The following is a 14,256-nucleotide window of genomic DNA, read 5'->3' on the forward strand; positions in this document are numbered from 1 at the left end:
TTACAGGAGCACCTCATGAAGATCTCATATCCTGGCAGCCTCAAGAAAGGCTTGCTCACCATTATTGTTTTTCTGTTTGCCACCGGTTTTATTTTTGCCGGAGGAAGCAGCGAAGTCGTTAGTGCATCCACCACCAGTGATGCGTACCCAATCATATTTCAGGACAGTCTGGGCAATTCAGTAGAACTGCAAAATGCTCCAGGCAGTATCATCTCGCTGAGCCTGTTCAGTGATGAAGTTCTGCTGGAAATGTTGCCGCTGGATCGCTTCCCGGCAGTCAGCAGCCTGGCTGTCAATCCGATTTATTCCAATGTTGCAGACATCGCTGCCGGCATATCTCCCGTTATCGAGTTCAACGTGGAGCAGATAATCAGTATCTATCCTGATCTGGTTATAGCGGCTGACTGGAGCGAAACAGATAAAATCGCGCAGCTGAGACAGGCCGGAATCCCGGTATTCCAGATTGCTACACCACAGAGCCTTGAGGAACTGAAATCCTCCATTCTGACACTCGGTGAACTAACCGGTGAACCGGACGCTGCAGCATCAATTGTCGACGACATGAAGAACAGGATACAGCTGCTTGAAGAACGTATTGCACAGATTGATGAAGATGCGCGTGTGCAGGCCCTTGACTACAATAACTGGGGAACTGCAAACGGCGCAGATACCACCTGGGATCTCGTTCTTAATCTCGCGGGAATCAGAAATGCAGTTGCAGATCTGGAAGCCGGAGATTTTGGCCAGGTGCCGCTATCAAAAGAAATTCTGATAAGCCTGGATCCCGATATACTGTTCCTGCCGGGCTATATCTGGGGTGAGGAAAACGGAGCTGATGCCTTTGCTGCCCAGGTCAAAAATGATCCGGCTCTGGCAGGGATGCAGGCGGTTCAGCAGAACCGGCTGTATATCTTTCCCGAGCGCCTGAAAGGAACCTACAGCCAGTATCTAGTTGACGCTGCAGAAGAAGCTACCAGAATTGCATACCCTCAATTGTTTTAGGTTACTGATATGAACCGCCGCTTGCTGACTGTCTGTCTTGCCGCAGCCCTGCCGATCAGTTTTTTTGCAGCACTTGTTCTGGGGGCTGTGTCCCTCCCCCTGAGCACCAGTCTGCAGACACTCTTCCGGCCCGGTGCTGTTCACGCTGAGCTGCTGCCGGAAATGAGAAAGGTGTATAGTATAATCTGGTATATCCGTTTCCCTCGGGCTGTATCAGCTATGGCGGCGGGTATGGCGTTGGCAGTCAGCGGAGCAGCTGTCCAGGGCTTGTTCAGGAACCCCCTGGCAAGTCCTGATGTCCTTGGCATTTCAGCCGGGAGCAGCCTTGGAGCTGTTCTGGCTATTGTCAGCGGAGTATCTATACTTCATCCCCTGGCCGTTTCAGGAGCCGCCTTTGCCGGAGCTGTATCGGCCAGTCTGATTGTTTATCTGATTTCTGTCAGACCGGGAGGAACCCATTTACTGTATCTGGTCCTGGCCGGGCTTGCGGTATCCAGTCTCCTGAGCGGGATGGTTTCGGCTGTGCTGGTCATGGCTGAAGAATATGCACTGAGCCAGTTTATATTCTGGACAATGGGTGGGCTTGAAGGCTCATCCTGGCAGCGCGTACTTCCTCCACTTCCCTTTATTCTGATTCTGACGATTGCCTTGATACTCTCGGCACAGGCCCTGAATCTACTCAGCCTGGGCGAGGAACATGCCCACAGTCTTGGCTTGCCCGTAGAAAAACTGAAACTGATTTTACTGATTCTGGCAGCAACCCTTACAGCGCTGGCCGTCGCTATCGCCGGCCCCATCGCCTTTGTTGGACTGATGGTTCCGCATGCGGTTCGCCTGCTTTCCGGCCCGAACCACCGAAGCCTGCTGCCGCTTTCTGCCCTGGCCGGGGCGGTGTTCCTGTTGGTCTGCGACATCCTCGCTCGAACAGTAATCGCACCTGCGGAAATCAAGACAGGAATCATTACCTCACTGATCGGTGGGCCATATTTTATTTTTCTTGTGTTGAGACATCGTCGGGAGGGTCTTTTATGAGCCATCCCGCGCTTCTCGAAGCCCGAGGGCTTACATATTCGGTCAGAAATCACGGCCGATCAACTGACATAGTAAGTAACATAGATCTAAAAATCCAGGGGGGGGAACTGGTAGGGCTGATCGGTCCAAATGGCGCAGGTAAAAGTACCCTTATGCGGCTACTACTCGGATATCTGAAACCTGTTAGTGGCAGTATCCTAATCAATGGACAGGATCTCCACAGTCTTAAGGACAGGCAGCGTGCGGCTGAACTCAGCTATATGGGGCAGCAGTCTCCCCTCTCTTTCCCATTCAGTACCGTCGAAATTGTCGAAATGGGAGCATTTCCGGTTCTGGGACTCGGTAGGGTTCCTGGAAAAAAAGAACGGAGTGCAGCACTGGAGGCAATGAGCTACATTGGAATTTCAAGACTTGCTGACCAGAATTTCATGACGCTTTCAGGCGGTGAACAGCAGCTGGCACTTTTTGCCCGCTGCCTCCTTCAGGATAGTTCGATTCTGCTGCTGGATGAACCGACTGCTAATCTGGACCTCGGTCATGAAGCCCAGCTACTGAGCATGGCGAGAGAACTCTGCACCGAGGGAAAAACAGTCCTGGCTGCATTGCACAATCTGAACTGCGCGGCGGAATATTGTGACAGGCTGATTCTTATGGCCGATGGACGGATTATAGTCGCAGGCAGTCCAGATGAGGTTCTCCAGGGAGACATACTGCAGCAGCATTATCATACTCCAGTACAAATAGGCAGGAATGAAAGCAGCGGCAGTATTAGTGTTACACCAGCAAGCAGAATAGAACGCAAGAGCCACGGACGGGTGCATATTATCGGCGGAGCCGCAAGTGCTGTCAATCTGACTCGACACCTGCATCTACTCGGCATACCCATCAGCGGTGGTATTGCTCATGAACTTGACAGTGATGCAAAGCTCTGGAAAGCCCTGGACGTTCCATATATCGAGGTGCCGGCTTTTTCTGAAATCGACAAGGAAAATCTCGACCGGGCGGTTCAGCTGGTCAAGGAAGCCGACATCTGCATTCTCTGTGCATTCCCCTTCGGCAAGGGAAACGAGCGCAATCTGGAACTGGCTGCTTCCGCACAGCACTTGCTGATTCTCGCTGAACCAGCCGGCAGCCGGGCTTTTTTCACTCATGAATCAGAAAAAAAATTCCGTGAGCTGAGCGCTGACAAACAGTGCCTCAGTTACCAGGAAGCAGTCGACACGGTCCAGAGGATGCTTATATGAAAATTCCCTGCGAACTGCTGGATATCACTATAGAAACAGAGGGACCGGCAAAAAGAATAATCAGCTTGAGTTCAGGCTTTACAGAGGCTCTCTATGCGATCGGCAGAGAAGATACACTGATTGCAGTCTCGGAGTATTGCCCCAGATACTGTCCATGTGAACATCTTCCCAGGGCGGGCTGGTATCTGAATGCTGATTTCGCACTGCTTCATGAGCTCAAACCTGATCTCGTGCTGATGACGAGTGGGATTCAGCTTCGGTTTGCAAAACTGCTTGCCAGACAGGGACTTCCGGTTTATGTACTTCCTCTTCCTTCCAGTATTCACGGCGTCCTTGAAAACATATTACATATAAGCGCTGCTGTCGGTAGTCTGATCAGCGGAAGAAAACTTGCAGTAGAGTTGCAGACGGAGCTCCTGAAACTACGTGCTTCATGGAAAGGAAAAAATCCCTCGATTTATGCTGAAACCTGGTTTGGTGTGCATGGCAGACGCATCGGGGGACTCAGTTATATACACGACATCCTCTGGTATGCCGGAGGAGAACCTGTATTTGCAGATAAATTGTGGGGCTACGCTCATCTTGATCTTGATGCAGCTACCGAAAAGCGTCCGGATATTTTCCTTGGATTTCATGAACCGGAGCACAAAGTTGATTTCCAGGCAGAATCCCTCCGTCGCGGATGGAAAGAACAATTCAACCCTGCAATTATTCACAGCACTGTGGACAAGGGGAAGAATATAATCCATGACGGCCCTTCACTGCTTGAGACTGCACGCTGGCTGCAAAAGGAAATGTTGGCCCAAGAGTCTTGACCCTGATCACGGTATTACTTAGTATTACCTTATGAAAACTATCAACAAATCGAACAGACTTCCCGTAACCGTGTTATCCGGCTATCTGGGGTCAGGAAAAACGACCCTCCTTAACCGGATCCTGAATAACAGAGAAGGACTGCGTGTTGCTGTAATTGTCAACGATATGTCCGAGATCAATATAGATGCTGCCTTGATCGAAAAAAGCGAGGCTAATCTCAGCCGCACGGATGAACGTCTGGTCCAGATGACTAACGGCTGTATCTGCTGTACTTTGCGAGGTGATCTTCTGGAAGAGGTCAGCAGGCTTTCACGGGAGAACAAATATGACTACCTGTTGATTGAATCTTCCGGCATATCAGAGCCTCTACCAGTTGCACAGACCTTTGTCTTTGATGATTCGAACGGTCAGAGCCTGAGGACGCTTGCTTATATCGATACCATGGTAACCGTAATTGATGCATCACGCCTGCTGGCGGATTTCAGGTCCAGAGATTTCCTTGAAGACCGACAGCAGGCTGTTTCTGAACACGACGAGCGGAAAATATCCCATCTACTGGCGGATCAGATAGAATTCGCGGATGTAATAATCGTTAATAAAATTGATTTGGTCAGCCGGACTGAACGCGGAAAGATCACCGATCTGGTCGCTAAAATGAATCCCGGTGCAAGAGTTCTGGAATGCAGTTTCGCCGATGTTCCCAACACTGCAGTCCTGAATACAGGCTTGTTTAACCTGGAAGCTTCGGAAGAGTCAGATGCCTGGAAGGAAGAGCTGAATACAGTCCATGTTCCTGAAACTGAAGAATACGGAATCCGCAGTTTTATTTTCCGTCACCGCCGACCGTTCCACCCCAAGCGATTCCATAGCTGGCTGGCAGAGACGCAGAACGGTGTTATCAGGGCCAAGGGTTTTTTCTGGATTGCATCCTATGCCGATCTTGCTCTGTTTATGTCCCAGGCGGGATCAAGTAAAAAAATCGATATGGCAGGATACTGGTGGGCCGCGGTAGAGAGAAAACAGTGGCCACAGGATGAAATGCAGCTTCGGCAGATTCTTGAGTATTCCGAGGATCCCTGGGGAGACCGACGGCAGGAGATTGTTTTTATCGGGGTGGATATGGATGAAGAGAATATTATCCGTTCCCTGAACGAGTGCCTTCTGACAGACAATGAGGTCGAACTCGGAAAAGACCGCTGGGAAACGGCCTTTCCAAATCCCTTTGCTGCACATATGTCGACCACATGACATTATGTGTTAAACTATAAAATTCCCGTACAGCATGCCGGCGGCTGTAGACATTACAACCACCAGTGCAACATAGACCAGTGTCTTTTTAACTCCAAGTTCACCTCCAATCACCAGGAGTGACGGTAAGGAAAGTGATGGTCCTGCAAGCAGCAGGGCCAGTGCAGGTCCCTGATTCATACCTGCGCCAAGCAGCCCCTGCATGATCGGGACCTCTGTAAGTGTAGCAAAATACATGAGCGCACCAGCGACCGATGCAATCAGGTTACTGAGCAGAGAATTGGTTCCGAGCAATCCAGCGATCCATTCCTCTGGAATAAGCGCCATTTGGCCCGGTCTCCCGAGCAGAAAACCAGCAACCATAACTCCGGCAAATAACAAGGGCAGAATCTGTACGGCAAAATCACGGCTTGCGCCGACCCAGTCTTTGAGTTCACTGCGCTTGAACCAGCGGATCAGACTGTATGCCAAGCCGGCAGCAAAAATTCCGCTTATAAAAAACCGCCAGCGGTACAGTGCATCCCACCATGCCAGTTCGCCTCCGGCTGAAGTCCAGTTCAGGAAAACGAGTATTCCAACCATAGAACCCATGTAGAACACGGTTTTTCCCAGGCCCCGGCTTTCATCTTCATCCATTGACTGAAACATGGCTGCATTGGTTGTTCTTTCCCTGTCCTCCCTGAGGAAAATCAGCTGCATAAGAATACCAATTACGAAGGCAAACACTATTGCCCCTACCGCCCGGGCAATTCCAAGCTGTACACCTAGTACCTTGGCAGTCAGAATGATTGCCAGCACATTGATCGCAGGCCCCGAATACAGAAAGCTAACTGCAGGACCAAGTCCAGCGCCTTTCTTGTAGATTCCCTTGAACAAGGGTAAAACGGTGCAGGAGCACACAGCCAGAATAGTACCGGAAACCGAGGCAACGCCATAGGCTATAGGCTTGGGAGCATCAGGACCGAGGTACTTGATTACCGATTGCTGATTCAGGAAAATCGAGATTGCCCCGGCTATAAAGAATGCTGGAACGAGGCAAAGCAGTACATGCTCCCGGGCATATTCCCCGAGCATACTGAAGGATTCCTGTACGGCCGCTGCAACCCGGGGAGATTCCCATGGCATGAAGAAAGCCAGCAGAAATATTCCTGTCATAATCAGAAGCAGCCTGTTTTTCCGCTCCTGCAAAATCAACTTCAGAAACGTACTCATTTGCCCTGTAAACCTGAGAGAATCGTGCATATCTCATCTACGGTGCGGACCTTTCCGGTGCTCTGAACCACACCGTCTACAGCCAGACCGGGAGTTCGCAGGACACCCATTTCAACAATATCATCCATGCTGGTGATTTTTTCGAAAGCAGCATCGATCCCAAGTCTGGAGGCTGCCTCACGTGCATTCTTTTCAAGGTTCTGACAGTTTGCACAACCCGATCCAAGTATCTGAATTTTCATTTTATTCTCCTTCGCTTTATTATTTGCTAATTTAACCAAATACGCATAAACTGTCAATTGACTTTCACTACAGAATTGTCTATATATGAAAATATGAGAATGAATGAATCAGACAGAATCAAAGCCGAAACCAGAGCAGTGGTTCTGAAGGCAATGGCACATCCGAGCCGAATATACATTGTTGATCTGATACGGCTTGAAGGTCGGCATTGTGTCTGCGAGCTGACTGAAAAAATCGGAGCTGATACATCCACCATTTCCAGACACCTGGCCCTTCTCAAACAGGCTGGCATTCTGCAGACACACAAAGAGGGAACTACGGTATACTATTCTCTGGCATGCAACTGTATTGATGACTTTATGAACGGACTGGAAAAAATCATGATTGCCAAACATGCCCGCGAGGCCCGGAATATGGAGGCCGTAATCTCCTGAAAAACAAACACACGAAGCTGCGAACTCCTATACCTCATGTGTCATTACGATGGTATCTGCTGGTTCCGGTTCTGTCTGTTCTGCTTCTATCAGCGAGTCTGTATATTGTGCTTGGTTACCGCACATCACTGCGCACCATTACTATAGCCCAGGAAAGAATTTCAGAAGAGATTGCAGCGGGAGTAGAAGAATCTGTTCAGCGCTATTTTTTAACAGTACGCAGCATCGCAGAGATCAACAGGGATCTGTTTCGCTCGGGTAACATTGATCCGGACGACACAGAACGCCTTGAACGTCACTTCTCCACTCAGCTAAAACATGTCGAACTCCTGACATTCGTGTCATTTGGACGGGCAAACGGCGAGTATATTGGAGCTCTGCGCAGCCTCGAAAGCAATGATATCCAGGTAGCCAGCGCTCTTCAGGAAGAAGATTCAACCTTCAACACATATACAATCAATGAACTGGGTAATCGTGTGCAGCAGTACGGTCCAGATGGTCCAGTTTATGACTCAACAACACGCCCATGGTACACGCGGGCAATCAACAATAATGACATTGCATGGTATCCAGTATACCGCTATGCAAGTTTCGATTCCTGGGGAATTGGTGTAAGCGCACCAGTATATAATGCAGAAGAAGACCTGGTCGGTGTATATACTGTTGATTTTTCTCTGCACCATTTCTCGGAATTTTTGAAGGAACGTCAGACTGAATATCATGGTCTTTTCTACATCAGCGAGAAAGACGGTTCTCTGCTTGCCACCTCAAGCGATATCCCGCTGGGATATGTAGAAGGCACACGACATTATCGGCACCAGAAGTGGAATTTCCCGGATCCTCTATTACAGGATGCAATCGCTGGAGGGACAGGCTTCTTCAGGAGCGGTGGCGAACAGTACTTCTATCACACAAGCAGCTTCAGAGGACCGTATGACCTGGAGCTGGAAATCGGGATAATACTTGCCGAAAAGGATCTCGCCGGTGTAACCCAAGCTGAATTATCGATGGTGCTTTGGGTTCTGCTGGGCAGTATTGTTATCATCGCCATATCCTTTATCCTATTCGCCCAATCAATCATAAAACCTGTAGAGGAGATCAGTAAGCATACAATTCACTTTTCTGAAGGAGATTTCTCACATCGCATACCGCAAAGAAGTGTCGTGACAGAATTCAATCAGCTCACAGAGACTTTCAACGGCATGGCTCACAGACTGGAACAGCTCGTTACCGGATTGAAGGGCAGTCTCAGCATGAAGGATCGGGAATTGAAAGAAAGCGAAACCAGGTATTTTTCGCTTTTCACCAACTCCCCCACCCCATATTTTATTCTGAAAGATGACTGCTTCGTAGAGTGCAATCTGGCGGCGGAGAGAATACTTGGCTGCAGTCGGGAAGAAATAATTGGATCCAGTCCAGTAGATTTTTCTCCGGAATACCAGCCAGATGGCCGACATTCTGCAGATGCAGAGGAGGATACCCTTGAGGCAGTCTTCACAGTAGGCCCTCAGCGCTTTGAGTGGCTTCATACCCGTAAGTCAGGAGATACGTTCTGGGTTGATGTTTCCATAGCCGCAGTCATGCTCAACAATGAGCAGGTTATCCTGGCAATGTGGAATGATATTACCAAACGGAAACAGGCTGAGGAACAATTGCATACTGCAATGCAGCAGGCGAACGAAGCTAACAAAGCTAAAAGCGAATTCCTGGCTAACATGAGTCACGAGATTAGAACTCCTCTCAACGGTGTTATTGGATTTTCCGAACTACTAGGAGACACGGAATTGTCAGACTCACAGCAGCAGTATGTTCGCAATATCAACATTTCATCCCAGGCCCTGCTGGCTGTTATCAACGATATTCTTGATTTTTCCAGGATTGAAGCGGGTATGATGGAGCTCTCACCAATAGAATGCGACATAGTCACGATCTGTCAGAACAGTATGGATCTCGTATCCCACTCAGCTCAAAAAAAAGGTATAGAGCTTGTGTTCAATATCGATCCGGAAATGCCGCACTCTGCATACATAGATCCAGTACGCTTTCAGCAGGTACTAATTAATCTGCTTGGAAATGCAGTCAAATTTACCTACTCAGGGACAGTGGAACTCAAGATCAGCTATAATGCAGGGACGGAAATGTATTCCGTTGCTGTAAAGGATACCGGAATCGGCATAAGCCAGACTGATCAGAAAAGGCTATTCAAGGCTTTCTCACAGGCTGACAGCTCTACAACCCGAAAATTCGGTGGAACAGGGCTTGGACTGATAATATCTGATGTCATTGTCTGTAAAATGGGCGGTAAAATTCAACTTGACAGCAGCCCCGGAAATGGCAGTGTGTTCTATTTTTCATTTTGTGCAGAATCACCCCGGACAGCTACTGCTCAGGATTCTGAGGCAATTTATTCTACTGTGCTTTTCGACAGAAAGGAACTCCTGCAGCAGTTCGATAACGATACAGAAATAGCCCGGAATCTTCTGCTCCTCTCACTGCAAAAAATACCACAACTGATTGAGGAACTTAATGAGGCAGCCAGAGCCGATGACAATCAGCACATTTTCAGTATCGCTGAACAACTAAAAGGTGTTGCAAACAACCTCAACTATCACCGTCTACAGGAGCTGGCCCTGGAAATCAAGAGTTGCAGTCAAGTACAGCAAACTGAGGAAACCGCACTCAGAACTATAATCTCGAGTCTCGAACAAACGTGGAAGCAGACAGCCGAGCTCATTACTACAGCTATAGAAGAGTTGGATTCTTTGTAGGTCCTGCTCAGACCTTCAGTGCTGCTGCCAACTCCCTGTTATAGTCCGGAATATCTGCGACTACACGCCCCCATATCAGATTGCCGTCCCGAAACGCAGGCTTGTCCAGCCATTCTGCTCCAGCATTCAGCATATCATCCTTAATACCCAGGCTCCCGGTTGCCTTCCTGCCCTTCATTATACCCGCGCTTGCAGCAACCCAGCCAGCATGACAGATAAAGCCGATGATTTTGCCAGCTTCATCCATTTCCCGAATCAGATCAAGCAGAGGCTGGTCTCTCCGCAGCTTGTCGGGGGCCCAGCCGCCGGGAATCAGCAAGGCACTCAGCTCACCTGCAGTAAGTCTGTCAGCTGTCATATCTGCAGTTGCACTCAATCCCCCGCTTTTTGAGCGGTATACTTCCCCGGATTTCATTCCGATGATTTTTATATCAGCGCCCAGTTCCTTCATGCGCATGTATACTGCCCAGAATTCCAGATCCTCAAACTCCGGTCCCACTGCCATTCCTATAAGCATATATCCTCCTGGTTATTAACCTTCTACCTACCAAGGTACAAAAATCGCTCCTGAATATAAAGCCAAAATCATCATCCTGCTTTTAAATATCAATGAAACTGATTATAATTCATACGAAATGCCTAACACAACATGCAGCACCACACGCGAAATAACGATCAGAAATATTTCAAGCGAAGATACCCTGGAAATCCGAAGGAATGTCATGTGGCCACACAAGCAAATTGATGAGCTTCGACTGCCAGAGGATGAGTCGGGAGTACATTATGGCTTGTTTGAAGAATCAATGCTTGTCTGTATTGTCTCCCTGTTTGTATATAGCGACACGGCACAGTTCAGGAAATTCGCTACAATAGCTGAATTCCAGAAACGAGGATATGGAAGCCGCCTGCTTCAACACATTATATCTGAGTGTCAGGAAACCGGCGTAAAAAAACTGTGGTGCAATGCACGACCCGAGAAATCCAGCTTCTACAAACGCTTCGGATTTACCGAGACCAATCAGATTTTTGAGAAAGATGGAAAATCCTATATGATTATGGAGCTCAAAACAGCAGCTCCTTGATGACCAGGTTTTTGTAATCTACAATGACGTCATGATCCACTTACGAAATTCATGGTACGATGTCTGGACTGCCCGAAAAATCATTACAGCCTGGAATCTGCTGTTTATCGTAGTATCGGTTTTCCTGCTCACCCCACTGAGCTCACTGTTGTTGTCTGTCGGACTGGCAGGGCAAAGTGACCAGGTTGTAGCAAATACAGACCTCCTTTCTTTCATTCTTACTCCGCTCGGTGCTGCCTGGGCAATACTTTCTACGACGATCGCGGCCGCCCTGGCAGCGCTGCGGTTTTCAGGAATCGCAATAATTATTGACGACCAGGCCAAGGGTCACCGGCCGTCTCTGTTCCGGACCGTGGTCCGCGCTGCTGTACGTGCACCGGCACTGGGACGTTTATCACTTCTGACAGCGCTCGCCTTGATGTTGATGACTGCAGTTCTGTGTGCGGGTCTGGGATTCATATACGCAGTATTTCTAGGGGATTATGATATAAATTACTACCTGAGTGTGCAGCCGTCCGAATGGATCCATGCACTGACAGCTGCCGGAATCTGGTTCCTGGTATGGGTCTCCATGATAGTGCTGCCGCTCGGAAAAAGTCTGCTTGCATTTCCTGCAGTTCTTTTCAGCAGTCAAGGGGCCTGGCCCGCACTGCGTTCATGCTGGAACCACAAGGTAAAAGCTACACACTCTGCGGCAGTTCAAATAGCCCTCAGCATGGCAGGTTTTATTCTGCTTAGAATCATTGTAGATACAGTTGCGGCCATTACTGCACGACAGGCTGTTCTTCTGACACTGCAACTTTCGCCCTGGTTGCGTCCCGTTATTGCAGTCGTCGGTCTTGCTGCGCTTGGAATATTCTTTCTGGATACCCTGATTTCTATTACTGCCTACTCCTGCACTTCAGCTGTACTCTACCATTCCTACATCAGTGGACAACATGGCAATAATTTCAGCAAGTCACAAAGAGAAAAACCGGTGCACGGACCCACCTCGCCTTCTATTTCATCGAAGCAGCGGCGCAAGCTGTACTATTGGCTGTCACCACGACGACTGTTTCCACTGGGAACAATCCTGTTGATAATTTCATTGAGCATAGGCAGCCTTGCAATTCAAATTGTTCCTGAGGCTCGGGAAAGTGTTATCTCTGCTCACCGGACCGGCCCACCTCCTTCACCGGAGAATACCCTTGCTGCCCTGGAGTCGGCTATATCTGCAGGCGCTGACTACACAGAAATTGATGTACAGATTACTGTCGATGGCAGTCTGCCAATTGTTCATGACGCGGATCTTATGCGTGTTGCCCGTGACCCACGGCAGGTACGCAATATCCGCAAGGAAGAAATGCAGAATATAATCAAGTTTCCTGATGATGGTTCCCCACCTGCCGAACGACGCCTTGCATCATTAGGAGAGTTTCTCGACCGAGGAGCTGACCGTATCCGCTTCATGATTGAACTGAAGTACTATGGCTATGAAGAACAATTGGCTGAAGCTGTAGTCAAGAAAATCAGAGAGCGAGGCATGGAAGATCAGGTTGTGCTCATGAGTCTGAGCCGCCGGGCCATCGATCAGCTGCGGCAAATAGCCCCGGATATCCCTTTGGGTTTTGTATCATCTCTGGCTGTCGGGGATCTACAACGTCTGCCGGTCAAATTCCTCGCAGTGCATCAGCAGGCGGTAACTGCGTCGCTGCTGCGTCGTGCTCAGGCACGCGGGATTGAGGTATATGCCTGGACAGTTAACGATCCAGCAGCCATGGCTTCTCTGATCGTACTTGGAGTGGATGGATTGATCACTGATGATCCAGACAGGGCCGTACAGATTCGGGATACGATCCTGCAACTGAGTCCGTTTGAACGGGCCCTAATACGATTCGGTATTGGAACGGAACAGCATCTTGAGTGATCAGAATACTTCTCCCTGAATCTGTGTCTGAAGACACTTGTTATTATGGGCAAGTACCTCAAGCTGCCGGCTGAATGTTTCCTGAAATGCAGACGGCCAGGATTCGCACCGGCTAATATTCCTGATCTCCAGAATTTTCTCCTTCCGGAGCGCCTTGCAGTCTACCGTTCCCATGAAACGAATATTCTGCATTCCCTTGTCTGCTTCCGGAATCCACAGAATCGGCAGGGCATAATATCCTCGTTGGCGCCTGGCGGCAGGAACATAGCATTCTATTGTGTAATCAAATCCCAAAAGGACCGACAGCCAACTCCGATTGATAACAAGGTTATCAAATGGATTGAATATCAGCACCCTGGAATTTAACGAATCCGGAATACTGTGTGTATCGAGAATGTTTGAGCGTACATACCAACCTGTATTCCCCTCAATACTGATTTTCTGTATCTCACCCCGGAATACCTTCTCCTCAAGTGCAGTGCCGATGCCGGGTTTCCCATCTGGACGCTGTCTGAGCATATCGGACTCTCTGGCAATAATCAGATTATCCAGGGTGGAATCGATAAGATAGCCGCCAAGGTCTACTGAGGAGAGATCCGGAAGGTCTTCAATGCCCGGAAGTACACGCTCCGAGAGATCATATACCTTCTGGAAACCACGGCGGTGCACGACAGTGATACGGCCCTGGTGGAACAGATGCTCCAGCGCTATTTTTGCCGGCTTCCAGTTCCACCAGCCTGCTTCCCCGCTCCGCGGTTTGTCTGTAAAATCGGAGGACTTCATGGGGCCTTCTGAGTCAATCCGACTTAAAACATTTTTGATTAGAGCTTTTTGCAAAATTACATTTTGCATGAGCATTCGCAAGAATATAACTTCTCAAGTTGTTTAAATAAAACAACTTGAGAAGTTGCTACTTATGCGAGGAGGAAATTGCACATAATTTTGCAATTTCCTCATTAGTTTTCGATTTTCCTTGAACCAGGGGAATCCATCCCTTTGCATTCGCCGCAGCACCAAAATAAGCCAATGGAGCATTATCTATTATCATGGCGCGGGCTTCCGCGTAGGAAAGGTCTGTTGCATCTGCTGAATCAGTTACCTTTTTCATACTTGACAGGGCCGATTCACAGGTACACGATTTCAGATTTTGTATGACCGCAATTTCTGCATGTATACACTAATTCATAACGTTGGCGTTCGACTGGAAGCCTGTTAGATGAAGTGTAGATTTTTTTCGTCCCGATCTGCTTCTCCTGACGCGTCTTTTTC

Annotated in this window: 14 protein-coding genes; 9 read left to right on the plus strand and 5 right to left on the minus strand. The window is 48.8% G+C overall.

All coding sequences use genetic code 11. The features are described 5' to 3' along the window. The first annotated feature begins 15 nt into the window (after nt 1-15). The 5 genes from ACYQ2L_RS14140 to ACYQ2L_RS14160 are packed head-to-tail and all read left to right on the plus strand — an operon-like array spanning nt 16 to nt 5,342. Entirely contained in the window at nt 16-1,002 is a 987-nt protein-coding gene (locus ACYQ2L_RS14140) for an ABC transporter substrate-binding protein (RefSeq protein WP_460056997.1), read from the plus strand. A gap of 9 nt (nt 1,003-1,011) precedes the next feature. Beyond that, on the plus strand, nt 1,012-2,034 hold the full coding sequence (locus tag ACYQ2L_RS14145; protein ID WP_460056999.1) for a FecCD family ABC transporter permease: 1,023 nt from the start codon (nt 1,012-1,014) through the stop codon (nt 2,032-2,034). Beyond that, nucleotides 2,031-3,278, plus strand: a complete 1,248-nt coding sequence (locus ACYQ2L_RS14150) for an ABC transporter ATP-binding protein (protein ID WP_460057001.1) — start codon at nt 2,031-2,033, stop codon at nt 3,276-3,278. The genes ACYQ2L_RS14145 and ACYQ2L_RS14150 overlap by 4 nt, the downstream gene beginning before the upstream one ends. Then, on the plus strand, nt 3,275-4,093 hold the full coding sequence (locus ACYQ2L_RS14155) for a helical backbone metal receptor (protein WP_460057003.1): 819 nt from the start codon (nt 3,275-3,277) through the stop codon (nt 4,091-4,093). Before ACYQ2L_RS14150 ends, ACYQ2L_RS14155 begins: the two co-directional genes overlap by 4 nt. 31 nt (nt 4,094-4,124) lie before the next feature. Next, nucleotides 4,125-5,342, plus strand: a complete 1,218-nt coding sequence (locus ACYQ2L_RS14160) for a GTP-binding protein (RefSeq protein WP_460057005.1) — start codon at nt 4,125-4,127, stop codon at nt 5,340-5,342. Nucleotides 5,343-5,351: 9 nt separating this feature from the next. Here ACYQ2L_RS14160 and ACYQ2L_RS14165 read toward each other — a convergent pair whose 3' ends face one another. Together ACYQ2L_RS14165 and ACYQ2L_RS14170 are read right to left on the minus strand one after the other, a co-directional pair. After that, nucleotides 5,352-6,554: a permease gene (locus ACYQ2L_RS14165; RefSeq protein WP_460057007.1), complete on the minus strand. Its 1,203-nt coding sequence runs from the start codon at nt 6,552-6,554 to the stop codon at nt 5,352-5,354. Beyond that, nucleotides 6,551-6,796 carry an MTH895/ArsE family thioredoxin-like protein gene (locus ACYQ2L_RS14170; protein ID WP_460057009.1) on the minus strand — a complete coding sequence of 82 codons (246 nt, stop codon included), beginning with the start codon at nt 6,794-6,796 and terminating at the stop codon, nt 6,551-6,553. The genes ACYQ2L_RS14165 and ACYQ2L_RS14170 overlap by 4 nt, the downstream gene beginning before the upstream one ends. Before the next feature lie 93 nt (nt 6,797-6,889). Between ACYQ2L_RS14170 and ACYQ2L_RS14175 the strand changes: the two genes are divergently transcribed. Together ACYQ2L_RS14175 and ACYQ2L_RS14180 are read left to right on the plus strand one after the other, a co-directional pair. Then, nucleotides 6,890-7,231 (plus strand): ArsR/SmtB family transcription factor, encoded by a 342-nt coding sequence (locus tag ACYQ2L_RS14175; RefSeq protein ID WP_460057012.1) that lies wholly within the window; start codon nt 6,890-6,892, stop codon nt 7,229-7,231. 38 nt (nt 7,232-7,269) lie between these two features. Next, nucleotides 7,270-9,999, plus strand: a complete 2,730-nt coding sequence (locus ACYQ2L_RS14180; protein ID WP_460057014.1) for an ATP-binding protein — start codon at nt 7,270-7,272, stop codon at nt 9,997-9,999. 7 nt (nt 10,000-10,006) lie between these two features. Here ACYQ2L_RS14180 and ACYQ2L_RS14185 read toward each other — a convergent pair whose 3' ends face one another. After that, nucleotides 10,007-10,516, minus strand: coding sequence for a type 1 glutamine amidotransferase domain-containing protein (locus ACYQ2L_RS14185; RefSeq protein ID WP_460057016.1), 510 nt, complete (start codon nt 10,514-10,516; stop codon nt 10,007-10,009). A gap of 118 nt (nt 10,517-10,634) precedes the next feature. Here ACYQ2L_RS14185 and ACYQ2L_RS14190 point away from each other — a divergent pair, with 118 nt between their 5' ends. Both ACYQ2L_RS14190 and ACYQ2L_RS14195 read left to right on the plus strand, forming a co-directional pair. Then, nucleotides 10,635-11,081 carry a GNAT family N-acetyltransferase gene (locus ACYQ2L_RS14190; RefSeq protein WP_460057018.1) on the plus strand — a complete coding sequence of 149 codons (447 nt, stop codon included), beginning with the start codon at nt 10,635-10,637 and terminating at the stop codon, nt 11,079-11,081. A 31-nt stretch (nt 11,082-11,112) separates the two neighbouring features. Further along, entirely contained in the window at nt 11,113-12,987 is a 1,875-nt protein-coding gene (locus tag ACYQ2L_RS14195) for a glycerophosphodiester phosphodiesterase family protein (RefSeq protein ID WP_460057020.1), read from the plus strand. Here the strand turns inward: ACYQ2L_RS14195 and ACYQ2L_RS14200 are convergent, their stop codons facing one another. Then, nucleotides 12,988-13,845, minus strand: a complete 858-nt coding sequence (locus ACYQ2L_RS14200; RefSeq protein WP_460057022.1) for a DNA glycosylase AlkZ-like family protein — start codon at nt 13,843-13,845, stop codon at nt 12,988-12,990. Nucleotides 13,846-13,897: 52 nt separating this feature from the next. Beyond that, nucleotides 13,898-14,095 carry a hypothetical protein gene (locus tag ACYQ2L_RS14205; protein ID WP_460057024.1) on the minus strand — a complete coding sequence of 66 codons (198 nt, stop codon included), beginning with the start codon at nt 14,093-14,095 and terminating at the stop codon, nt 13,898-13,900. Nucleotides 14,096-14,256: the final 161 nt, after the last annotated feature.

Source organism: Spirochaeta dissipatitropha, assembly GCF_054657935.1.